The organism is Hydrogenispora ethanolica, from assembly GCF_004340685.1.
Taxonomy (GTDB): domain Bacteria; phylum Bacillota; class UBA4882; order UBA8346; family UBA8346; genus Hydrogenispora; species Hydrogenispora ethanolica.
In genome coordinates, this window is record NZ_SLUN01000046.1 from 17,314 (window position 1) to 41,852 (window position 24,539).

General features: G+C 53.6%; 16 protein-coding genes. 6 read left to right on the top strand and 10 right to left on the bottom strand.

The window, feature by feature from the left end; genetic code table 11:
• Positions 1 to 215 precede the first annotated feature (215 nt).
• Positions 216 to 1,505, top strand: a complete 1,290-nt coding sequence (locus EDC14_RS23710; protein ID WP_132017113.1) for a sensor domain-containing diguanylate cyclase — start codon at positions 216 to 218, stop codon at positions 1,503 to 1,505.
• Positions 1,506 to 1,539: 34 nt separating this feature from the next.
• On the opposite strand, the gene EDC14_RS23715 is transcribed toward EDC14_RS23710, so the two are convergent.
• A complete protein-coding gene (locus EDC14_RS23715) occupies positions 1,540 to 4,122 on the bottom strand; it encodes a PAS domain S-box protein (RefSeq protein ID WP_132017115.1) in 2,583 nt (860 codons plus the stop codon).
• Between the two features lie 768 nt (positions 4,123 to 4,890).
• Here EDC14_RS23715 and EDC14_RS23720 point away from each other — a divergent pair.
• Positions 4,891 to 5,997 carry a CapA family protein gene (locus tag EDC14_RS23720; RefSeq protein ID WP_165908273.1) on the top strand — a complete coding sequence of 369 codons (1,107 nt, stop codon included), beginning with the start codon at positions 4,891 to 4,893 and terminating at the stop codon, positions 5,995 to 5,997.
• 60 nt (positions 5,998 to 6,057) lie between these two features.
• Here the strand turns inward: EDC14_RS23720 and serS are convergent, their stop codons facing one another.
• Positions 6,058 to 7,332: a serine--tRNA ligase gene (gene serS / locus EDC14_RS23725; RefSeq protein ID WP_132017119.1), complete on the bottom strand. Its 1,275-nt coding sequence runs from the start codon at positions 7,330 to 7,332 to the stop codon at positions 6,058 to 6,060.
• 432 nt (positions 7,333 to 7,764) lie between these two features.
• Here serS and EDC14_RS23730 point away from each other — a divergent pair, with 432 nt between their 5' ends.
• A complete protein-coding gene (locus tag EDC14_RS23730; RefSeq protein ID WP_132017121.1) occupies positions 7,765 to 8,331 on the top strand; it encodes an AAA family ATPase in 567 nt (188 codons plus the stop codon).
• Between the two features lie 142 nt (positions 8,332 to 8,473).
• Entirely contained in the window at positions 8,474 to 9,067 is a 594-nt protein-coding gene (locus EDC14_RS23735; RefSeq protein WP_132017123.1) for a hypothetical protein, read from the top strand.
• A 91-nt stretch (positions 9,068 to 9,158) separates the two neighbouring features.
• On the opposite strand, the gene nifJ is transcribed toward EDC14_RS23735, so the two are convergent.
• Positions 9,159 to 12,674: a pyruvate:ferredoxin (flavodoxin) oxidoreductase gene (gene nifJ / locus EDC14_RS23740; protein ID WP_132017125.1), complete on the bottom strand. Its 3,516-nt coding sequence runs from the start codon at positions 12,672 to 12,674 to the stop codon at positions 9,159 to 9,161.
• 384 nt (positions 12,675 to 13,058) lie between these two features.
• Between nifJ and EDC14_RS23745 the strand changes: the two genes are divergently transcribed.
• Positions 13,059 to 13,619 (top strand): chromate transporter, encoded by a 561-nt coding sequence (locus EDC14_RS23745; protein ID WP_132017127.1) that lies wholly within the window; start codon positions 13,059 to 13,061, stop codon positions 13,617 to 13,619.
• Positions 13,619 to 14,188, top strand: a complete 570-nt coding sequence (locus EDC14_RS23750) for a chromate transporter (protein WP_132017129.1) — start codon at positions 13,619 to 13,621, stop codon at positions 14,186 to 14,188. The genes EDC14_RS23745 and EDC14_RS23750 overlap by 1 nt, the downstream gene beginning before the upstream one ends.
• Positions 14,189 to 14,665: 477 nt before the next feature.
• On the opposite strand, the gene EDC14_RS23755 is transcribed toward EDC14_RS23750, so the two are convergent.
• The 7 genes from EDC14_RS23755 to EDC14_RS23785 form a co-directional block, all read right to left on the bottom strand.
• The gene (locus EDC14_RS23755; RefSeq protein WP_132017131.1) at positions 14,666 to 15,481 is read right to left on the bottom strand and encodes an alpha/beta fold hydrolase; all 816 of its coding nucleotides are present in this window, start codon (positions 15,479 to 15,481) and stop codon (positions 14,666 to 14,668) included.
• A gap of 383 nt (positions 15,482 to 15,864) precedes the next feature.
• Positions 15,865 to 17,349 (bottom strand): sulfatase, encoded by a 1,485-nt coding sequence (locus EDC14_RS23760; protein ID WP_132017133.1) that lies wholly within the window; start codon positions 17,347 to 17,349, stop codon positions 15,865 to 15,867.
• Positions 17,350 to 17,485: 136 nt separating this feature from the next.
• Complete coding sequence (locus EDC14_RS23765; RefSeq protein ID WP_165908274.1) at positions 17,486 to 19,444, bottom strand: right-handed parallel beta-helix repeat-containing protein; 1,959 nt, start codon at positions 19,442 to 19,444, stop codon at positions 17,486 to 17,488.
• A gap of 100 nt (positions 19,445 to 19,544) precedes the next feature.
• The gene (locus EDC14_RS23770) at positions 19,545 to 20,756 is read right to left on the bottom strand and encodes an ROK family protein (protein ID WP_132017137.1); all 1,212 of its coding nucleotides are present in this window, start codon (positions 20,754 to 20,756) and stop codon (positions 19,545 to 19,547) included.
• 127 nt (positions 20,757 to 20,883) lie between these two features.
• Entirely contained in the window at positions 20,884 to 21,687 is an 804-nt protein-coding gene (locus EDC14_RS23775; protein ID WP_132017145.1) for a carbohydrate ABC transporter permease, read from the bottom strand.
• A gap of 82 nt (positions 21,688 to 21,769) precedes the next feature.
• The gene (locus EDC14_RS23780; RefSeq protein WP_132017139.1) at positions 21,770 to 22,672 is read right to left on the bottom strand and encodes a carbohydrate ABC transporter permease; all 903 of its coding nucleotides are present in this window, start codon (positions 22,670 to 22,672) and stop codon (positions 21,770 to 21,772) included.
• 74 nt (positions 22,673 to 22,746) lie between these two features.
• Positions 22,747 to 23,979: an ABC transporter substrate-binding protein gene (locus EDC14_RS23785; RefSeq protein WP_132017141.1), complete on the bottom strand. Its 1,233-nt coding sequence runs from the start codon at positions 23,977 to 23,979 to the stop codon at positions 22,747 to 22,749.
• Positions 23,980 to 24,539: the final 560 nt, after the last annotated feature.

A 24,539-nucleotide genomic window follows, 5' to 3' on the forward strand; every position in this document is an offset into this window, starting at 1 on the left:
ACGGCGTTGAATTATTCATTTATGGTTTGAAGATCCGGCGCCGGCTGCCGCGAAAGAGGCGTTTTTAAGCCGGATTGATTCCAACTTCTGTCAAATTCCTTTTCGCCCGGGTCAACATGGATGTTTGATGCGGGGAATCTTTTATCGACCTGCCCGGCCGCGCCGGGGGAGTCAATTGGAGGTTCCTGCCGCGCCACAAAAAGGATTGGGTGGTTATGCCCGAAAGTTCGCTTCATTATCACTCCATGCTCCGCCTCGGATCGGTTGGCGCCCTACTATTTGGGGTTTCCCTGATCCATTATCCGCTCTTTCACGCTGCCATCGAGATCGCCATGATCGTCGCGATGCTGCTCACCTATTTTCTGGCTACCCGTTCGTACCCTTATACCAATCACGATCTGTTGCTGGTGGTCGGCAACGCCCTGCCCTGGGTGGCGGTCCTTGACCTGTTGCACCTGCTGGCCGCGGTGGGCGCATTGTCTTCCGGTTCCGGGGAAAAGTCCGCCGCTATCGCACTCCAATTGGCCATCGCCGGGCGTCTCCTCGAAGCACTGACCCTGTGCGCCGCGCCGCTGCTGCTCCAAAAGCGCCGGCTTCGCCGCTTGCAGCCGCTCGGCTACGGCCTGATCACGGCGGCGCTGGCGGCTGCGGTTCTCTGGTGGCGAATCTTTCCCGCGGGTGATGGCGCGCGGCGGGGGCTCACCCTTTGGGCGGCCGTCAGCGCCTATGGAATCATTCTGCTCAGCGCCGGAGTCTTCGCCGCCGTCTGGCGGATGCGGGAGCGGAGCAGTCCCGCCTATTTCCGCGCCGCCTGTGCCGTGCTGGGCCTGAATATCCTGTCGTTCTTCTGCTTCAGCTTCGCGGACGGAGGTCTCCTCCATCCCCTGGCCAATTTCGGCGGCCATTTCTGCCGGGCGTTGGCCTATCTGTCGATCGTCCGGTTCGCCGTGGCGGAAGGCCTGGATTATCCCTATGAGCTTATGATCTCCCGCCTGCCGGCGCTCTCCGCCCGGGATCCTTTGACCGGGTTGTCGAAGCGGGAAGTCTGTCACGATTTTGTCCGGCGCGACCAGTCCCCCGGCCATCCCAACCTCCAAAAATACCATGTCTGGGTCATCCATATCGTTCGTCCCGGGGCCATCAACGAACGGTTCGGAGCGGACGCCGGCGAGCAAATGTTCCGGGAGCTCTCGCAACTGCTGGAAGCGACCGTCCGCCATCATGATCTGCTCTTCCGGATGGATCCCCACCAGTTCATTCTGGTCACCGGTTATGATGAGCAAGGAGCCGTCTCCATCGAAACCCGGATCCGGGAGACAGTGGCGCTTTGGAGCCAGGCCTATCATTTGCCCGCCGATTTCGGGATCCGCATCGGCAGAGCCGTCTGGGATCCGGATCAACCCGGGGATAGCGTCGACCGGGCGGTCGCCAGCGCCGAATTTACCCTGTTGGACCGGACAAAAGCCCCGAAAAGGCCCGGCCCGGCGGAGCCGCGCCGCCGTTAAACCAGGCCTTCTCTTCAATGTGTACGAAGCCGGATTAACCGTTCTCGACCGTCGCCTCTCGATGGTCCACGGTTGCGATGAAGATCTTCACCATTTCCGGATCGAACTGATTGCCGGCGCAACGCCGGATCTCGGCGATGGCTTCGTCGTGGCCGATGGCCGCCTTGTACGGCCGGGCGTGGGTCATCACGTCGTAGGCGTCGATGATCGAGATGATCCGCGCCAGCCGCGGGATCTGATCGCCGCTGATGCCCCGGGGATAACCCCGGCCGTCCCAGCGTTCATGGTGCGCCAGAATCAGTTCGGCGATGTGCGCCAGCTCCGGCGAGGACTGGGCGATCCGGTAGCCGATCTCGGGGTGCTTCTCCATCTCCCGCCATTCCTCGGCGGTCAACCGGTCCGGCTTGCTCAGGATGCTGTCGTGAATGCCGATCTTGCCGATGTCGTGCAGAATAGCCAGGAGGTTCAATTCATCCTGCTCGCTGGAGGAGAGGCCCGCCGCCCGGCCGAGTTTCTGGGCGATATTCAGCATCCGCTGCGCGTGCTCCTCGGTCTCAAAACTCCGTTCGAACAACGTCTTTTCCAGTGAAGCGATCAGCGAGTTCCGCACGCTCTTGCCTTCCAGCAGTTTATTCCGGTACATCCGGTCTTCCGCCTGCTTTAAAAGGAGATGGATATTCTGCGCCATATCGACCTTGGTCGAGGTGCCCAGCGCGATGCTGGGCTGGATCGGTTCGCTCGGCTCGCGGTCACAGCGCTCCTTGATCCGGCCGCAGATCTCCATCGCCTGCTGCCGGGAGGTGCGGGGCAGGATCACCGCAAACTCATCCCCGCCCCAGCGGGCGATGAAATCCTCCGGACGGCAGGTTTCCCGGATCACCGCGGCAATCCTGACGAGCAGCCGGTCCCCGGCGCTGTGCCCGAAGATGTCGTTGGAAAGCTTCAGGCCGTTGACGTCGCCGATGATTAGGGACAGCGGCAGCAGCTCCCGGTGGTCGAAATTGACGATGGCTTCCTCGAAGAAAGCCCGGTTGTACAGCCCGGTCAGCTTGTCGTGGAAGCTCAGGAACTTGATCTCTTCCTCGCGTTGCTTCTGCTCGGTGATGTCCCGGAAGACCAGGACCACCCCGAATACCTGTCCGTCGGCATTCTTGATCGGCGCGCCGCTGTCGGCGATGCTCCGTTCGGCGCCGTCCCGCCCGATTAGGGCGGTATGATTGGCCAGCTCCGCGGTGAGGCCCGTCTCCAGCACCTTCTTCACCGGGTTTTCGCAGGGAAGCCGCGTGTTCTCATTGATGATCCGGAAGACCTGGTTCAACGGACGGCCAAGTGCCTCCTCCAGGCGCCACCCGGTCAACCGCTCGGCCACCTCGTTGAGGAGCGTCACCTTCCCCAGTATGTCGGTGGTGATCACGGCGTCGCCGATCGAATGCAGCGTGACCTTCAACCGTTCCTTCTCCTCGTATAGGGCAGCCTCCGCCTGCTTGCGCTCGGTGACGTCGTGAACGATGGAGAAGAGGTACGGCTCGCCCCCGATCCGGACCGGGCCGCTGAATACTTCGACCTCCCTGACCGTTCCGCCGGCCAGCCGGTGCCGGAAATGGAACTGCCTCCGTTCCAGCCGGCCCGCTGCCGCCATCTCCTCCTGGACTTGCCCCGCGGGAAGGGCGTTGATGGCGCTGATATTCATGTTCTGCAAGGCCTCCCGGGAGTAGCCGTAGTACCGGCAGGCCGCCGGATTGGCGTCGACGATCCGGCCGTCGCCGGGCCGGATGAGCAGCATCACCGAATGGCTGTTCTCAAAGAGGCTGCTGTAGCGCTGTTCGCTCTCCTGCAAGGCCCGGATGGTCCGCTGCAATTCGGTGATGTCGCGCCGCGCGGCGATCACCTGAACCACCCTGCCGCCCCGGATCACCGGCGACAATGCGGTCGACCAGGAACGGACGCCGGTCGGCAGCGAGAGTTCTTCCTGATAAACGACGGGCGCCTTCCGTTCGATGCAGAGCCGGCCCTGGGCCTCCAGCTGCCGCATCTGTTCGCCGAGGAGTTCCTGGGGTGTTTTGCCGGAGACTTGCGCGGTGGTCAGCCCGGTGGCCGATTCATGGCTGCGGTTGAGCCGGCGGTAGCGCAGCTCCCCGTCGGGACCGACATCGTAGAGAGTGATGGCGTCCTGGGTACCGTTAAAGATCGTCTCGTACTCGTGGGAGATCTCTTCCAGCTTGAGCTGGTTCTCCTTGAGAGCGCTGATATCCTGGAAAATCAGGGCGACGCAATCCCGCTCGTAGCTGAAAGCGGAGATCTGAAACCAGCGCCCGAACGCCGTCGAATACGCCTCCAGCCGGAGCGGCTCTCCCTCGACCGCCACCCGCACATACAGCTCGCTCCAGCCGGCGGCGTCGATCCCGAGGGCTGGGAGCAGCTCCGCGCCCCGCCTGCCGACGATCCGTTCCCGGGTCTGGCCGATGATCTCCGCAAACGCCCGGTTCACTTCCAGAAAGAGCGCATCCACCGGCCGGTCGCCCTGGAAAATCAGTTGCTGATACGCAAACCCTTCGGTCATATGGGCGACAATCTCTTGATAATCCAAACGAAATTCCCGTTGAAAACGGTCCCTCATGAGCTCTCCTCCTAGACTGCCACGATCCCAGCCACAGTTTCAGCGCAAGCCAATTCAAATAACCGGAATCCTTCCGCCGTCAACGCGCAACGGCGTCCATCGCGGTTGCGGCGGGAAACGATTCCAAATTGCCGTTTAGCGGCTATAGCATTCACCCAACCGGCTTCCGCCAGCTATGAATTCTGACGATTCCATTATTTTCTTAGGGTTATTTTAACATATTCCCTAGCTTTATGTAAATTGCTTGCTATATTTTTGATCTTTGTTTAAAAATTATTAATCTTACAATAATTGTTATAAATTGTTAATTTTATCCTAATGTCTTACAACATTCAACACCGCCCACCACGACTCCGTTCCCTGGCAGTCTGGCGAGTCTTTTGGTCTGCCAGGCAACTGTTTACAGGGAGCAAGTACTTCCTTCGACCGCTCCGGCGACTCGTTGGATGACTCATACACTTCCTTCAGTCGCTCCAATAACTCCTTACGTGACTCCCCCCACTTCCTTTGGTCACTCCGGTAACTCCTGAGTGAACCACGCACTTCCTTCGGTCACTCCAGTAACTCCTTGAACGGCTCAGGCACTTCGCTCCGGCCCGGCGGAACATTGGGGATTGCAACCGGCGAGAATCAGCGGGGCTCAAGCCGGACCGGCGGTAAAGTTTTCCAGAACTTGACAGCCAGGTCCGGATATGACATAGTAAAGGCGGAAGAAACCGTTCAAGGAATGAGGTTCAGAGCGGTATCATGCTGAAGACAGGTGATGAAATGAAAGGAAAGAAGCTGCTGCGGTTCGGACTGCTCTGCCTGGCGCTGCTCTGCCTGAGCGGCAGCTACGGCGCTGCCGATGCCCCGGCGGGTCCGGAGCCGGGGCGGCAAAGCGCGACCCTTCGGCCGGCCGCAACGGTCCATACGCTGATGGCCGTGGGCGATCTCAACTTCGCCACCATCGCCGATAAACTGATCTCCAACCCTTCCTACCCCTGGGTCGATACCCGGGAACTGCTGCGGTCGGCAACCATCCTGGTGGGCAACCTAGAAGTGCCCTTCTCGGACCGCGGCGCGGTGTACGTCCCCAAAAAATGGCTGCTGCGCGCCGATCCCCGGACCGTCGCCAGCTTGACCGCGGCCGGTTTTGACCTGGTCACGCTGGCCAATAATCATATCATGGATTTCGGCCTCCCGGCGCTGGAAGATACCCTCTTCACCCTGAACCGGGCGGGCATCGCCCACACCGGAGCGGGCATGAACGAGGCCGCCGCCCGCAAGCCGGCGTTCTGTACCGCTCCCGACGGGACCCGTTTCGCCTTTCTCGCCTATTCCCAAACTTTCCCCGAGGAGTTTTGGGCCCAGGGGGACCGTCCCGGGACCGCCCACGCCAACCGGGCGATCCTGGCGGCCGACATCCGGAAGGCCAAAGCCCAGGCGGATTTGGTCATCGTTTCGTTCCACTGGGGCAAGGAATTGGAGACCATGCCCGCGCCGTATCAAAAAGAATTCGCCCGGCTGTGCATCGATGCCGGGGCGTCGCTGGTGCTCGGGCATCATCCCCATGTATTGCAAGGATTCGAAGTCTATCGCGGCGGGCTGATCGCCTACAGCCTGGGTAATTTCCTCTTTTCAACCTATTCGCGGCGGACGGTCGACAGCGTCATTCTGGCGGTCGATTTTGACCGGTCCGGCCCGGTCGCGGCCAGGCTCTATCCGGTCAATGTCAACAACTACGAGGTGGCTTTCCAAACCCGGCTGCGGCGCGGGGCCGACGCCGAACGGGTCTTGCGGGACCTCCGGGGGTATTCGGCGGAGTTTCAAACCCCCATCGCCTCCCGCGACGGCCTGGGAATCATCCGCATCCCCCGCCAGCCCCGACGCTGACGCCAAAAAGCCCTTTCGTCGCGACGAAAGGGCTTTTTCAATTTGCGAATTGTAAAAAACTTACCCGGCGGTGATCCGCTCCGTTCCCAGGTAGGGCCGGAGCGCCTCGGGAACCGTGACGCTGCCGTCGGCATTCTGATAATTCTCCAGGATCGCGGCGACGGTCCGTCCCACCGCCACGCCCGAGCCGTTCAGGGTGTGCACGAATTCGGGCTTGGCCCCGGCGGCCGGCCGGTAACGGATGTTGGCCCGGCGGGCCTGGAAGTCCTCGAAATTACTGCAGCTGGAGATCTCCCGGTACATGTTGAAGCTGGGCAGCCAGACCTCCAGATCGTAACATTTGGCGGCCGAGAAGCCCTGGTCGCCGCTGCAGAGCAGCACCACCCGGTAGGGCAGGCCCAAGGTCTGCAGGACCGCTTCCGCGTCCCGGACCAACTTCTCATGTTCGGCGTAAGACTCTTCCGGCTTGGTGAATTTGACCAGTTCCACTTTGTTGAATTGGTGCTGCCGGATGATCCCCTTGGTGTCCCGGCCGGCGGAGCCGGCTTCGGCCCGGAAACAAGCGGTATAGGCCGCGTACTTGATCGGCAGGGCCTCGGCCTCGAGGATCTCGTCGCGGTGCAGGTTGGTCACAGGCACCTCGGCGGTGGGGATCAGATAGAAATCGCCCGGCGTGCATTTGAACATATCCTCTTCAAACTTGGGCAGCTGGCCGGTGCCGATCATCGAGGCCCGGTTGACCAGAAACGGCGGGAAGATCTCGGTGTAGCCGTGCTCGCGGGTATGCAGATCCAGCATCAGGTTGACCAGGGCCCGTTCCAGGCGGGCGCCCCAGCGGCGCATCACCACAAACCGGGCGCCGCTGATCTTGGCCGCCCGCTCAAAGTCCATCATGCCCAAACTCACCCCGACCTCGTCATGGGTCTTGGGTTCGAAATCAAACTGGCGCGGTTCGCCCCAGGTCCGGATCACCGGGTTTTGGGTCTCGTCCCTGCCCACCGGCACCGATTCGTGGGGGATATTGGGGATGACCAGGAGGATCTGCTGCAGCCGCTCCTCGATCTCCCGGATCTCCTGATCCAACCGCCCGATCCGCTCGCCCACCTCTTGCATCTCCTTGATGATGGCCGAGGCGTCCTGGCCCTGTGCCTTTAACTTCCCGACCTCCTTGGAGACGACATTGCGGCGGTTCTTTAACTGTTCCACCTCGGCCAGGCCTTTGCGGCGTTCCTCATCCAGGCGCAGGAACTCATCCAGCGGCACATTGGCGCCGCGTTTCGCCATGCCGGCCCGGACTCTTTCCGGATCGGTCCTTACCAGTTTGATATCGAGCATCGTAGCCACTCCTTTATATTCCAGGGATCTATCCCGTTTTCACTGATCCGCGCTCCACCGCCAAGGATGGAAAAGGATAACTGAACTTTATTTCAATTTCTATATTATAAATTATCGGCCCAAAATTGGCAAATCCTCCGGCGAAATCGCTTGGCCGCTATTTTGTACCCCTTAAAAATAGCTCAATTCCCGGTGGCTGTCAATATTCGATGCGTTTGGCGGAGAATGATTAAATTGCGGGGGCAGTGCGAATTCTATTCTCTGCCGGCCCGGCGCGCCATCCGGCTTTCGAAGGCCGGAGCCGATCCCAATATAAATTCTTGCCATTTGGATCATCTCTTAGTAAAATTGTAATAAACCCGGACCGGGGAGCATCCCGGATGGCCACGAGCCTCTCGGGCGCTAAAATTCAACAACATTTCAGGAGCAAAGATGACGGACGCAAATTTCAAGATTGCCGTCTCCGGAGATCTCGGAAGCGGCAAAAGCACGGTTTGTAAGCTACTCCTCGAGAAACTGCCCGGATTTCGCATCTTTTCGATGGGCGAAGCCTGGCGCAAATTGGCCGAGGACCGCGGGATGACCATTTTAGAGTTGAATCAGTACTCCGAGACCCATCCGCTGGATGAAGAGATGGACGAAGCCATGGCCAAGATGGGCAAGGCCGAGGAGCAGATCATCTTCGATTCCCGGCTCGGCTGGCATTTTGTGCCCCATTCCTTCAAGGTCCATCTGACGGTCGACCCCAGAGCCGCCGCCAGCCGCATCTTCAATGACCGCCGTCGCGGCGATGCCGAAGAGTATGCCTCGGTCGACGAAGCGATGCAAAAGATCCTGGAGCGCCATCAGAGTGAAAAACAGCGCTACCTCCAGAAATACGGCATCGATTGCACCAATCCCGCCAATTACCACCTCATCATCGATACCACGCACCAGACTCCGGAAGCGGTCGCCGAATCGATCATCGGCCGCTTCCGTTCATGGGCCGAACAGCAATAACCGTTTTACGAGACAAATTGCGCTCAGCCGCCTTCGACAATCAAAGGCGGCTGATTTTTTTTGGCGACAGCTTGCCCTTTAGTCTGCCCAACCCCCGGATTGCATATTTTACACCAAAAAATGAATCGGAGGAGTGAGAGCGATGGATTTCGGAAAAGGCATCCGGCAAAGCATCGACCTTTACTTGCAAAACTTCGGCATTCTGCTGGCGGCGACCCTGGTGGTCGGCCTCCTGTCCTGCCTTACTTTCGGGATCTTGGCCGGACCGCTCTGTGGCGGTCTATTGGTTTTGGGCTTAAAATTGCTGCGCAACGAAAAACCGGAATTCAAAGAGATCTTCGCTCATTTCGACCAATTCGTGCCGACTCTCATCATCAGCCTGCTGCTTTGGGTCGTCGGACTGGCGCTCAGCCATATCCCGGCCATCGGCTGGCTGTTGGTCCTGGTGCTGGGACCGGCGGGGTACGGGATCTACGCGCTTGCCATCGGACTGGTGGTCGACCGCAAGACCGATCCGCTGTCCGCGTTGCGATTGAGCCTGGACTGCTTGGGCCGGCAGCTCCTGCCGCTATGGCTGTTTGGCCTGGCCATCTCGATCCTTTCCTGGCTCGGCGCGGCCCTCTGCTTCATCCCGATCATCCTGACCATGCCGGTCGGTGCGGCCGGTATGGCCGTTCTCTATCACGAATTGAGCCCCGGCATCCCCAGGGCGCTCCCGCTGAAGGATCGGACGTAATCCCGGATCCCCATCCGCGCTTCCGTACTTTAAAAAAACAAGGCTGAGAATCTCAGCCTTGTTCACTTTATTGCCAAGTTGATTGGCCGTCTTATTGGGCCAACCGTTTATACATCTCGTAACGGGCTTTGGCGTCCTTCTCGGCCCGTTCATACAGACCCTCGGCCACATCGGGGAATTGCTTCTTCAAGGTGGCGTAACGGACCTCGCTCCGGATGAAGTCTTGGAAGCTGTAGGTCGGGTCTTTGGACTCGAGCACGAACGGATTCTTGCCTTCGAGCGCTTGCTCCGGATTGTACCGGTATAACGGCCAGTAACCGGATTCGACCGCCAGTTTCCCTTCGTTCTGGCTCTTGCCCATGTTGATGCCATGGTTGATGCAGGGCGCGTAGGCGATGATCAGCGACGGCCCTTTGTATTTCTCGGCTTCGAGAACCGCCTTCATCAGCTGGTTCTTGTTGGCGCCCATCGAAACGGAGGCCACGTAAACATAGCCGTAGGACATGGCCATCAGGCCGAGGTCTTTCTTCTTGACGGTCTTGCCGGCGGCGGCGAACTTGGCGATCGCGCCGGTCGGGGTCGACTTGGAAGACTGACCGCCGGTATTGGAGTAGACCTCGGTATCCAGGACCAGGACGTTGATGTCCTCGCCGGTAGCCAATACATGGTCCAACCCGCCGTAACCGATATCATAGGCCCAGCCGTCGCCGCCGATGACCCAGACGGATTTCTTAATATACAGGTCTTTCATGGCGGCGATCTGGTTCAAAACTTCTTTCAATTCGCCGGCGGCTTTGGCAGCCTCGCCGTCGATGATGCCTTTCAGTTTGTCGCCGGTAGCCCGGGAGACCGTGGCATCGTCCTTGCCGGCCAACCATTCGTCGAAGGTCGCTTTCAGGTCGCCGGAGACGCCGAGCTCGATGGCTTGTTTGACCAGGTCCGCCAGTTTGTTGCGGCGTTGGTTGTAGGCCAAGGTCATGCCGTAACCAAACTCCGCGTTGTCTTCGAACAGGGAGTTGGCCCAGGCCGGCCCGTAGCCCTTCTCATTGGTGGTGTACGGGTTGGTCGGGGCGCTGCCGCCATAGATCGAGGAACAACCGGTCGCGTTGGCAATCACCATCCGGTCGCCGTACAATTGGGTGATCAGCTTCACATACGGGGTCTCGCCGCAACCTGCGCAAGCGCCGGAGAATTCGAACAGCGGCTGTTTGAACTGGCTGCCCTTGACGGTATCGGCATTGATGCTGATATCCGGGACGGGTTGCGCCGACGAAAATCCGTAAAACTCGCCTTCGGCCTGAGCCACATCTTCCAACGTGGTCATGACCAGCGGTTTCTCCTTGGCCGGGCAGATATCGACGCAGTTGCCGCAGCCGGTGCAGTCCAGAGGCGATACTTGCATCCGGAACTCATAGCCGGCGAATTCCTTGCCGGTGGCCACCTTGGTCTTGAAGCCTTCCGGAGCGTCCTTCAAAGCCTCGGACTTGATCAGATACGGCCGGATCGCGGCGTGCGGGCAGACGAACGAGCATTGGTTACATTGGATACAGGTATCCGGAGTCCACACCGGCACTTTGATGGCGATGCCGCGCTTCTCATATTGAGTGGTGCCCACCGGAACGGTGCCGTCGGGCGTGAAGGCGCTGACCGGCAGCTTGTCGCCGTCGAGGTGCAGAATGGGATGGATGACGTTTTTGAAATGCTCCGGAACCTCGACCTCTTCGAGCACTGCGCCGGTGGTGGCGGTGGCCCAATCGGCCGGATACTTGATCTCTTCCAGCGCTTCCAGCGCGCGATCCACGGCGGCGATGTTCATGTTGACGATCTTGTCGCCTTTCTTGCCGTAGCTCTTCTTAATGGCGTATTTGATATATTCGATGGCTTGGTCCACCGGAATCACGTTGGCGAGCTTGAAGAAGCCGACCTGCATGATGGTGTTGATCCGGCCGCCCATGCCGACCTCGGCCGCGATTTTGACGGCGTCGAGGTTGTAGAATTTCACTTTCTTTTTGGCGATCTGTTGTTTCAAAGCCGCCGGCAGCTTCTCGTCCATCTCCGCCGCGCTCCACGGGGAGTTCAGCAGGAAGTAGCCGCCCTCTTTGATGCCGTCCAAAATATCATAACGGGTGACATAGGACGGATTGTGGCAAGCGATGAAGTCCGCCTGGTCGATCAGGTACGGCGATTGGATCGGGGTCTTGCCGAACCGCAAGTGGGAAATGGTGACGCCGCCCGATTTCTTGGAGTCGTATACGAAGTAGCCCTGGGCGTACATATCGGTGTTGTCGCCGATGATCTTGATCGAGTTCTTGTTGGCGCCGACGGTGCCGTCGGAACCGAGTCCGAAGAACTTACAGCGGTGCACGCCGTGCGGCGCGGCATCGATGAATTCTTTCACATCCAGCGAGCTGAAGGTGACATCGTCGACGATGCCCACGGTGAAGTGGTTCTTCGGTTCCGCCAGGGACAGGTTATCGTAAATCGCCTTGACCATCGACGGGGTGAACTCTTTGGAACCCAACCCGTAACGGCCGCCGACGATGACCGGAGTCGCTTTTTTCTGCATGAAGACGGTGCAAACATCCTGGTACAGCGGTTCGCCGATGGAGCCGGGTTCTTTGGTCCGGTCGAGCACGGCGATCTGCTTGACGGTCTTCGGCAACACGGCCAGGAAATGCTCGGCGGAGAACGGACGGTAGAGACGGACTTTGATCAAGCCGACCTTTTCGCCTTTGCCGTTCAAGTAATTCACGGTCTCCTCGATGGTGTCGCAACCGGAGCCCATCGCGATGATGACGCGTTCGGCATCGGAGGCGCCGACATAATCGAAGGGTTTATAGGAACGTCCGGTCAGGCTGCTGACTTGCTCCATGATCCGGGCGACGATTCCGGGAACTGCCTCATAGAACTTATTCGAAGCCTCTCTGCCCTGGAAGTAGATGTCCGGGTTCTGCGCGGTGCCGCGTTGGTGCGGATGCTCCGGATTGAGGGCCCGTTTGCGGAAGTCGGCGACTGCCTTCCAGTCGACCAGTTTGGCCATATCTTCATAAGCGATCTCTTCGATCTTCTGCACTTCGTGGGAGGTCCGGAAACCGTCGAAGAAATGCAGGAAGGGCACGCGCGATTCCAGCGTGGCCAGATGGGCGACGAGCGCCAGATCCATGACCTCCTGGACCGAAGCCGAAGCCAACAGCGCAAAACCGGTCTGACGGGTCGCGTTGATATCGGAATGGTCGCCGAAGATCGACAGCGCATGCGTGGCGAGCGCCCGGGCCGATACATGAAAGACGCTCGGCAACAATTCGCCGGCGATCTTGTACATGTTGGGAATCATTAATAATAAGCCTTGGGAAGCGGTAAAGGTGGAGGTGAACGCTCCGGCGGCCAACGAACCGTGAACCGCTCCGGCAGCGCCGGCCTCGGACTGCATTTCGGCAATCCGCACCGTCTGTCCGAATAAGTTCTTGCGACCGTGGGCTTGCCAGTCATCCGCCACTTCCGCCATGGGAGAGGACGGAGTGATCGGATAGATGGCGGCAACATCGCTAAAGGCGTACGCTACATGGGATGCGGCGGTGTTGCCATCAATGGTAACTTTTCTAGCCATATGTCTTCCTCCTTAAATATAAATGAACCGATAGGATAAATATTTGAAAAATATGGAAATGGTATGTCGTGTTTACATAACATCCCCAAAATATTACCCTTCCTATCATAGCGCATTTTATATACGATCGAAAGCCCTTTAACAAAAAAATAACACGCTTGCCGGTTTAATCTGTGATATTTAAAGCTTTTTTATGTTCAAAATGAAAATTTTTCGCCCCCCTTTCAAAAGCGAGCCAATGACATTTTTTTTGAAACAACGCTCGTCTTTCTAGCCCGCCAAAGTCTTCTTCATGCCCGCCTCCAAATCGGCGATTTTCTTTTGACACTTTTGCCATTGGGAGTCTATAATGGACACAATAAATCCGTGAGGAAACAGTGGCTCATGTTCAATCGAAAAAGCTGGCTAGAGTTATGGAATTTGTTGTGGGTCTTCTTTAAAGTGGGCTGTTTCACCTTCGGGGGCGGGCTGGCGATGTTGCCCCTGATCCAAAAAGAAGTGGTGGATAAACGCGGCTGGATCAGCGAGTCCGAGATCTTGGACGTCTTCGCCATCTCCCAGTCGATCCCGGGCGTCATCGCCATCAACTCCGGCATATTCATCGGCAAAAAACGCGCCGGGATCCCGGGCGCCATCGCGGCGGCCTGCGGCGTCATCCTGCCGGCCTTTCTCTCCATCCTGCTGGTGATCGCCGTCCTCTACCGGGTGAAGGAGGAGCCGGTGGTCGCCAAGATCTTCACCGGAATCCGGGCCGCTTCGGCGGGGTTGATCCTCCTGGCAGCCTTCAAGCTCGGCAAATCGGCCATCAAAAACCGCGCCGGCCTCTGGATCGCCCTCATCTCCTTTGCCGGCATTGCCATTTTCAATGTCTACGCCATGTGGGCCGTCGTCTTTGGCGGGGCGGCGGGCTACTTCATCCATGTCTATCAGCGGAGGGCCAAATGATGCTGGGCAAATGTCTCTTACTCTTCTATGTCTTCTTTAAGGTGGGGCTGTTCAGTTTCGGCGGCGGCTACGCCATGTTGCCCATGATCTACCAGGAGATTGAGCAGTTCGGCTTCATGCCGCCGCGGGAGTTCTCGGACATCGTGGCCCTTTCGCAGATGACGCCGGGGCCGGTGGCGGTCAACGCCGCCACCTATGTCGGAGAGAAGACCGCCGGTTTCTGGGGGGCGGTCTTCGCCACCGTCGGCGTGGCCCTGCCCTCGCTGATTCTGATCGTGATCGTCTCCGCCTTCCTGAACCGTTTCAAAACCAGCCAGGCCGTCCAGGCTGTTCTGGCCGGGATCCGGCCGGCGACCGTCGGGCTGATCGCCTCGGCCGTATTGTTCTTCGCCAACACCTCGATCTTTACGAATAAGCTCAGCTTGGCTTTTTTCCGCAATCCGCTCCATTTCCTCAACCTGCCCGCCCTGGCCATCTGCGGCCTGACGATCCTGGCCACCCAGAAGTGGAAGATGGATCCGATCCTCCTGACCGTCTTTGCGGGCGTGCTGGGCGCCTTCATCCTCTAGCCGCCGGATCGCTCAAACCCCTCGCCGGGAGAGCCGGATCCAACGCGCGGCATGCCGCCTCAACCCATGGGCAAAATTTTCCTCCCGATGATTGTTCCCGAATGACTCAAGATCGATCTTGAGCGACTGAAGATCGATCTGGAATCACAAAAGATCGATCTTGAGCGACTGAAGATCGATCTGCAATAACAAAAGATCGATCTGGAATCATAAAAGATCGATCTTGAGTTACCGAAGATCGATCTGGAATCACAAAAGATCGATCTGGAATCATAAAAGATCGATCTTGAGTTACCGAAGATCGATCTGGAATCACAAAAGATCGATCTTCGGTTCCTAAAGATCGATCTTGAATCACCCAAAATCAATCCGGCGCGACCGAAGATCGATCTGGAATGACTGAAGAGCGATCTTCATTGCCGCCATGACCCCGCGCAGTCTCGCGGGGTATCTTCCGTAAGCCGGCGAGAAGTCCGCTTATTCCGCGACGAAGCGCGCCAATTCCTCGTTGAACTTATCGCGCTGATCGTAAAAGAGCCCATGCCCGCTCTCTTCGAACGGCACCAGCCGGGAACCGGCGATCCCCTGGTGTTGCGCCTCGGCCAACGGGAAACGGCAGACCCGGTCATGGATGCCGTGCAAAATCAGGGTCGGAACGTTGATCTTGCCGAGGTCCGTAAACAGTTCCTCCTCGTCGAGCCAACTCTCCGCCACCGCCGCGGTCGCCCAGTTGGCGGCCTGCAGCCCCATCTGAAAGAACCAGTCCGCTAAAGCTTCCGTGACATGCTGGAAAAAGAACATGTTCCCGAAGTCCCGCAGCATTTGCGGGCGATCGTTGTGGGTGGCCGCGATGATCTGCTCGACTGCCTGCCGCTGCAGTCCGTAGGGAAAATAGGGGCGCTGGATCAAGCTCGGGGCGGCGGCGGCAAACAGCGCCAGTTTCGCCACGCCGTAACCGTTATGGCGCGCCATGTACCGAATGGCCACCCCGCCTCCGGTGGAATGGCCGCCCAAGGTGATATCCTGTAATTGCAACGCCTCCACCACGGCGCGGATATCATCGGCCATCCGGTCGTAGGAGTAGCCGTGCGCCGGCTTATCCGAATTGCCGAAGCCCCTCGTGTCCAACCCGATGCAACGGTACCCCTGCCGGCCGAGCGCCGCGAACTGGTACTCAAACATCCGGTGATTGGCCGGCCAGCCGTGCACGAACAGAATCGTCCGCCGGCCCTCGCGGTTGATGTCCTCCACATAAATATTGACCCCGGTCTCGACGCAAATATAGTATCCCACCTTCACCCTCCGTCCCGATATAGCATTTTGATAAAGCGTAAACGGCTTTGTTCGCGAAAAGTGCGGTGAAGCGTTCGCGTTTTTCGCTCCAAACCCCTTAACGCTTTCGCAAAATGCTGTATTGTCAGAACCATTGTATGCGCCGGATAGGCAAAGGTCCCAGATCCCGCGGGCAAAAATCGCCGGAGGCGCGGGGCCTCACGTCGCACCCCCAAACCATCTTGGCAGAACCAAAAAAGGGGGGAACATCCCTCCCTTTTCTCCCACAACGCGAGTTTTTTTCGATTCATGCGTGCAAAAACACGCCTGAGGCAGTGTTGTACTCTCCTCAAGTCTCGCAATAGCGTAGGTAACGCATCCCAATTTTTCTGTCGCGTCTATCGCTAATGAAGCGACGGTGTTTCTAAACTGAGTCCCAGCCGTTCATACTGTTCCGCAGGGGCGTCATTTTCTTTCATTAGCCGGACCATCAGCCGGATCATCCGTTCCTCTACAACCGGGTCATGCAATGGTTGCTCCTGCTGTGGATCCTGCTCCAGATCAAACAGCAATGTCCCAAACTGGTGGTAATTACGGTCTTCCCAGGGGAAGGACTTTATCTTCAGCACCCGGCATCCTTTGGTAAATGAGAATGGGCCGGCGAATTCCGCGGTAAGCATCTCTTCGACGCTGAACCGCTTGCGCATATGGGTCGGCATGAGCGTATAATCGTATACGGGTCCATTTTCGGGCCGGGCTGGGCCGCGCATATAGACATATCTGCCATCCGTAACATTGACATGGGCTCCGTGCAACCCGAAAAGCGCCGCTTCCCGAATGGGCCGGTTGAACGCAATCACATCTTTCAGTGGCTTTCCTTGCATATCGGTTGGTATATCAAGCCCAAAGAATTGTACCAATGTCGGAGCTAGGTCAATGGTCTGAACGATGCAGGAGTTTCTGACTCCCCGCTTGGCGCTCCGCGGATCCCAGATAAATAAGGGCTGGTGAGCAACCTCGTTGTAAAATGGCTGAATGCACTTGGCCCACCACTCGTGTTCCGCCAGTAAATATCCGTGGTCGGTATTGACAATCAGCATCGTGTCCTTCCACATATCGTACTGATCCATTAAATCCAGAACCTTGCCCAAATAATGATCACACATGCTGACCAGAGCAGCGTATTCAAAGCGAACATGTTCCACTTGATCCGGAGTCTCGGTAACCCGCTTGTAATCCGGCCAATCAAAGTGCGGTCCCCGATAATCGTGAGGATAGAGGTCTTTGTATTTTTGCTGCGTAAAGAATGGTTCGTGAGGATCGAAGGTCTCAATTTGCAAAAACCAGTTGTCTTCGGTATGGTTCTTCTGGATAAACTCCATCGCCAGGTTAAAGGTTTTCGCTTGGGGTTGATCCTCCTCCCGCTGCATATATTGCCGATTAATCCAGTCCTGCCGCCACAGGCGTTTCTGTCCCCCGATAGCGTTTTCAATATTGGGGTCTTTGACTTCGCCTTTCCAAGGATCCCCTTCTTGTCCCCGGGAGATTTCCCAGGAACTATAACGCGTGTGGTATGTACCGCCCCCGTCCTCCCAATAGTGTCCATGATCGCTGACCAAATGGGTATAGACGCCATTTTGTTTTAAAATTTCCGGCATGGAATCGTCAAATGGTTCGAGCGGCCCCCAACTCCGGTGGAGAAAATTATAGCGGCCCGTATGCAATTCCCGGCGCGCCGGCATGCAGGGCATGCTTCCAATATAACAATTGTCGAACGTTACGGTATGTTCCGCCAATCTTTTAAAATTCGGGGCATGAATCCATTCGCACCCGTAGGGCGGCAACATATGCCGATTTAACGAATCGAACATAATCATAATGGCTTTCATAAAAATACTCCTTTTTTAATATAAACTTTAGTCTATTTCATCCGGGGTCAAATCAGAGAATGTCCTCCGTTCTCTCTTGATTTTCAACTTCGACTTTTGACTACATGATGCACGTGTGAATTATCCCTTACACTAACTAGCGGCCAATGGGCCATAACTTGAATTGGTTGCTTCCGGGATGCAGCTGTGAGAATGGACCTACTACGACGCCGCCTTTTCTTTCGTTCCCAAAAAAGTCCGTAATGACATCTGGCGCTATGACATCATATCCGAGTGTTTTGTAAAGCTCATGAGGGCCAAGATAGAAGCCGGTCATTTTGGGTGCCCCTAGGTTGGCGGGTATGTTATTCGGATCAATATTTATGGTGATTTCACAGGAGTTCTCATCTGCTGAGTAGGTATAAGTATTACCGGAAACCACTGCGCTGTGGGCATCGGGAGTATAATTGTGAGCGGAAGCATAATTATTTATTTTTTGCGCACCGTTATAGTAAACATTGTAGTCACATTCATTGCCCCATATGTAGGTACCAACGAAAGTCGTAACATTGGGTTGATATACGGACCAAGTTGGCTCATAAGCGGCCGGCTCGGTGGCTTCAGCAATTGGGCCATTCGTATAGAATATATTATTAAACATCTTATTAAACCGATATCGTGTTTCATAACGGCCCAAACTTGTTAATGTATCCGGTACATGAAGCGACATCGTACGACAAACACCGTCCCAGCCTTCAGCTGTTTCGGGAGTCCCCGTGATTCGTTTCGGATTCACAAAATTATTATTATTACCTATGCCCAGGAACAAGTTATGTACCATGTAGGTATGACTACTTTCGTACATGTTTATTCCCACTCCGATAAATACATTATTATCCATCAGATTATAGCCGTGATTCGCTTCATACATTACATAACTAAGTCCGGGGCCAGCAAATACATTCTCCGACACCCTACAGTTATTACATTCGGAATCCAGCCATATAGGCATTGTTTTCCATGTCTGGTTACTGTAGAAATAGTTATGATGAATATAAATGCCTTCTCCTCCGTCGACATCCTTTACAAAAGCTTCGGAAAGAAGAGTTGTATTCAAAGCATTATTATTGATCAGCTTATTCCCGGCTATCTCCGTATACGCGCCTTTATATGCCATTATGCCGTTGGTGCCATTATCCCTGACAACATTATTGAGAATTTTATGATACCCATATACGGCAGGCGTCCCTCCATTAGCAGCTTCCTTTCGTTGCGCGCCCAGTCCGAAATCAATGGCTACGCCACGATTATTCTTCACTGTACAATTCTGAATAATCCAATGATGGCCGCCGGTGGTGGCGATGGCACCGTCCATTGGAATAGACATCGTGGCGACACTTTCCGGTTTCCAATAACCTTGCCCCTTTGGAGCGCAGCCATGCATGACAGTCAAACCATCAATCGTAATATAACCTTGGTTCCAGGCTGCGTTTATTACCTGTTTCCTGACATGGATCTCCGCCCTATTCCTGTTTGGATCCAGCCCGCTAAAGTTTGCGTATACGGTTGTATTGGAGCCATCGACGATGGCATACCAAGTTTTTGCATTATTTTGTACATTCGAAATGCTCGTCTGCTGCGCCAATTCTCTATCATTGATATACACATTGCCGCAGGAGATAGGTCTGGTTGGCCACACGGTATTAAAAGGATTGAAGTCCCCAAAGTATGAATTTGCCTTTACCAATTTATATGTATCGCCGCTGTATGGTTCCCATCCGGTCGCAACATCAGAGCCTTTCACGATAACATTCTCACCATCCGCTGCCTTTAGGGTTATCCGCGATGTTTCATCGTTGCCTCCCCTCGGAAAGGTTACGGTTTCCCTATAGGTGCCTTCATGGACTATGATGGTGTCACCCGGCCGCGCGGCATTAACAGCTGCACTGATCGTCCGATAATCAGCGGAACCATGCTGCTTTACAGTAATTATTTTTCCGGAGTGACCCGTAGCTGTTTGTTCTGCATAAGTATTATTTACAGCCACTAATGTTAAACAGGCTGCCATTATAAAAAACAAAAGAATACTTAAACTTTTTCTAATACCGTATTTCATCGTTTTCCCTCCTTTTACCCTCATAAGGCGGCATTTGACGTTTAAAGATCAAACTGAAATTAGTAGAACATCCTCATCTTCTTTTTTTAAGTTCTCAAATTTAATTGTCTAAATAATGGCTAAAAACTTGGGTCGCCGCGCCGATGACCTCGGCCCGGTCCCCTAACGAAGCCCTTTCAAACTGCAAATCCCGGGCAGGATTGGGATAAGTTGTTTCAATTGCAGTGTTTACAGCAACTTCATAAAAAGTAGGACAATGAAGAATGGTTTCACCACCAAGTACAATCATGTTCGGCAATATCAAATTGATAAAGTTCGCCAAAGCGACTCCCAATGCCCAAGCCGCTTTGGTTACAAGCTCTACACATAATGTGTCTCCTGCGGCGACCGCTTGGCAGATATGACTAAATTGAAGTTTCGACAAGTCTCCGTCAATATAATCGGTAATTAGCGATTTTTGACCTTCTTCAACCAGTCTGATTGCCTGATTGACCATGGAGTATGAGGACGAATACGTTTCCAAACATCCCCGGTGCCCGCAAACACACCGGTTGCCATGAATATCGATAATCATGTGCCCCAGCGATCCGGTAATGTCATTTACTCCGCCGACTAGATTGCCATTGATAATATGCCCACAGCCAATTCCGTGTTCAGCATAAATGTAAACGACATTATCGAGATTTTTGGCATTTCCGTACCAACTTTCCCCCAAAACCCCGGCACGAGCCTTATTATCTAAAAACACCGGCAATCCGGTCGCTTTTTTAACCAATTCAGCCAGAGGCACATTGACCCAACCGCTCACCGGGAAATCATGCGGTTTTAAAATGATTCCGCTCTTCCGATCGAGGGGCCCAATCGCAGCAATTCCGATACCAAGCAATTTGCCGGCGATCTCCCTACGGGCTTTAAAATCCTCAATTACATCACGGATTTTTAAGGCAACGGCGTCAGGAGTAAATTCCGCTGTGAGCGGAAATGAGACCGTATCGACGATGATTCCGTCCAGATTCATTAAGATCATTTCAAATCGTTTACGGGATATTTTAACGCCGACCGCATAAAACGCCGTATCCTTGATTGCATACAACTGTGGCTTTCTCCCGCCCGTAGAACCTCCGATCTCTTTGGCAACGATCAATCCTGATTTCAAAAAATCCTCTACCATCCTCGATATCGTCGCAAAAGTGACCTGTGTCATTTGACTCAAATCCACTTTGGAAATGGGCCCGTAACGGCGGATTAATTGAAACATATATTTCTCGGATATTTTCTTATTGGTAGTGGCGCTAAAAATAGGAACTTGCATTTTTTACCTCAAGTTTATTTTTAAAATATATAAGTTGAATTAAATTTCGAATATGCATCATGTCGCTAAAGCCGGCCATGATGGTTAATTAAGGAATTTAATTCAACTTATTGCCGCAGTAATGGGATCATTTTATCCCGCTCGTCATAATTCCTTGGACAAAATACCGTTGGAAACAGAGAAAAACGATAAGCACCGGGATGGTTACAATCGTCGTCGCCGCCATTAAGTACTCCCATTGTACCGTACCGGAACTTCTATAAACTTGGAGTCCCAGTTGGACGGTACGCATCTTTTCACTATTGGTCATTACCAAAGGATAAAAAAAGTCATTCCAGACTGCAACGGTTTTCAAGATTCCCAAGCTGGCATAAATGGGCTTGCTGGCTGGCATGTAAATCATAAAATAAGCGCGAAACGGCGAACATCCGTCAATTCTGGCCGCTTCATCCAGCGCCTTCGGAAATCCCAGATAAAACTGACGGCATAAAAAGATTCCAATGGAACCGGACAGCGCCGGGATAATTAAGGCATAATAAGTGTCCAGCCAGCCGGTCCCGCCCTGACCCAACCAATTATTGCCGCCAAAAAACGGCATCGCCCGCATAATGAGAAACTGGGGGATGATCGTGACTTGGGGCGGCACCATTAAGCCGATCAAAATAAAGAAAAATAAGAAATCTCGTCCGGGGAATTTTAACCGTGCAAAGCTGTAGCCGGCAAAGGAATTAAAAAACAAACTACCGATCACCACGACGAAGGTTATAAAAAATGAATTCGTAAAATACCGGTGCCAAGGCGCTAAGTTCATCGCTTCGATGAAATTGGCTATTCTCCATGCCTTTGGGAAAAAAGAAAACGAATTGGCCAAATAAATTTCATCTGAAGCTTTTAAAGCGGTGAAGACCATTCCAATAAAGGGCAGCATCATGATCAAAGCAAAGCCGCTTAAAAGTAAGTATCCGAACAGCAGTCTTTTTTTTGAATGTCCCAATTTTTTCCCTCCAAGTCAATCATATTATATCTGATTCCTGGTTGCCATATTTAAAATTAAACAAAGTGATAGTGGTGGTAATCAACAGCAGAACCAACGCCATCGCAGAAGCGTAACCCATTTTGTTATATTGAAACGCATTTTGATAAATCTGATGCACGATCGTGGTGGTCGAATTGATCGGCCCGCCATTGGTCATGATGAACACTTGATCGAAGACTTGAAAGGATTTGATACACGCCATGACAAACAAGAAAAAGGTAATCGGCTTGATCATCGGAATGGTGATCGTGAAAAACTGCCGCAGTTTTGAAGCGCCGTCCACCGTCGCCGCTTCATAAAGATATTCCGGAATTCCCTGTAAACCGGCTAAGTAAATAATCATGTTATAGCCCAAACCATTCCAGATATTCACCAAAATGACCGAAGGCATGGCTAAAAAGGGATCAAATAACCAGTCCTTCGTCTCCATTTTCATTGCCATGAGGATACTATTGAGCAAACCATGACCCGGATCATAGATCCAAAGCCAGACCATGGAGGCAGCTACCATGGAAATGATATTCGGCATATAATAACAGGCCCGAAAAATCGCTTTCCCTTTCAGCAGCTTGTTATTTAACAACACTGCCGCAATCAATCCTAACACCATGCTCGGAAAAATGGTAAAAATGGAAAACAAAAAAGTATTCATAAGCGCCGTGGTGAAATTTTCATCCTGGAAAGCTTGCACATAGTTCTGTATCCCGACCCATTTCGGGGCGCTCATGAGATTATAATCGGTAAATCCCAGATAAAGTGTCCAGATAACCGGAATTAAGACAAATACGGTGTAAATCAGATAATTGGGAAGTATAAATAATAAGCCGATGCGTTCACTGTTTAACTTTTTTCTGAAGAATCTTTTGGGCCGATTTTTCATGAATTAATCTCCTTGCGATAAAAGAATGGGAAGGGCTTCAACCGCCTCAACCCATTCTTTTACCGATTCCTTTGTTATTTCTTCAGCGCAGCGCGAATTTTGGCGGCAGCCTCATCCAAAGCTTGCTTCGGCGTTTTCTTGCCGTAATAAGCTTGTTCCAGCGACAAACTGAGAATTTTCTGGGCTTCGGAGAAAACCGGACTCTTGTTGAATCCCCGTGAATTTTGAAGCGCGGTTATAAAGATTCTGTTTTTTTCCGGACTGTCTTTGACAAATCGGTCTTCCAACGATTTTCGGGTCGGCAAAAAATTAATTCCCTGATAGATATCCCACAGCGAGTCTCCGGAATAAAGGAACTCGGCCAATTTGGTGGCTGCTTCCTTATTTTTGGTCGACGCGGATACTGTAAAGAAAGTCCCCATGACCAGTGCGGTGTCGGATTTTTGCTTGATCGGCAGGGCATAGCCAAGCTTATCGCCGGCTTTTTTCTCAAGTTCGGGCAAAGCTTGCGTCTGCATATAAGCCATGGCCGCATAGCCGTTCATGAACACCGGACCGGTCAAAGACTGGATATCGCTGGGGATAATCGTGTTGTACTTGTTTTTTAAGTTGACTAAATAGGTGAGTGCTTGAACGCCTTCTTTGCTATTAAATAACGGTTGACCGTCTTCATCCCACAAGTCTCCATTTAACTGCCATAACATGGTCGCAAACATCTGGTGTCCGTTCTGGGTAGCAATATCCAACCCAGCCCGCTCAACCCGGCTTCCATTGCGCTTCGTCAATTTTATGGCATACTTTTGTAGTTCTTGCCAATTTCGAGGCGGTTTGTTGGGGTCAAGGCCCGCCTCTTTAAAATAGTCTTTGCGATAAAGAAAAACCCGAACCTCCGGAAGCAACAAGCCATATAATCTGCCCCGATAGCTTCCTTCTTTAAGTACTACATCATAAAAATCCTTGGTATTCAATTTCGCGGAGTTTTTATCGAAAGGCAAGAATCTATTCTGGCTGACCAACTGGCCAAATTGGCCCCAGCCCACGCCCATCACATCAGGGGCCACTCCGCCGCTATAAGCGGTATTTAATTTTACAGGATACTCATTCCAGGGGATCTGGGCGTAATTGACTTTAATATTCGGATTTTCTTTTTCAAATTTAGCAAGAACGCTTTCCATGGTCGCTTTAATCGTGGGTTCTTGCCCGGGCATCCAAAAGTTCAAGGTCGTCACGTTGGAATCCGCCAAAGAAATACCCGATAAGAGGACGAACACACCCAAGGCAATGATGAATAACAGTTTTTGCTTCATTACTTTCCCTCCCTACATATTTTAGAAAAATACTCCAACTTTGGTTCGGTTTGTTACCCCCTTTCGCAAACTTATTATCATTAATATAATAAGTCTTATGATAAGTTGTTAAGTAAGTTCGAGGCGAGGGAGATTATTCCTTCCCAAAAATAAAATTTTTTTAAGAAGTAGTTAAATTCTTGAAAAGATTCACAGGGGCATCGCGACCCCACCCCTTGGTCTCGAAATTCGGGGCAGGAATCGCCCCGCGGACATCGGAGTGAAAGCCATCCAATCTTTACCCCCTGATTTTACGCGGTTTTAGCCGCACTTTCCAAACTTATCCACAGCCAAAATTCATTAACCCCATTCAACGATCCCGTTTATCCACAGACGCTCATGCCTTAAAAAGGCACCATCAAAAATAAGAAAATAAGGTGAATTTTTTGGGGGCTCGTTTCTATTTTCAGGATAGGAATAGAACACTTCACAAAAAGAACTCTTTTATTCACAAAAAGAGCTCGCTCAGCGACTGAAAGAGCTCATTCTTCCGAAAAAGAGCTCTTTCATTCACAAAAAGA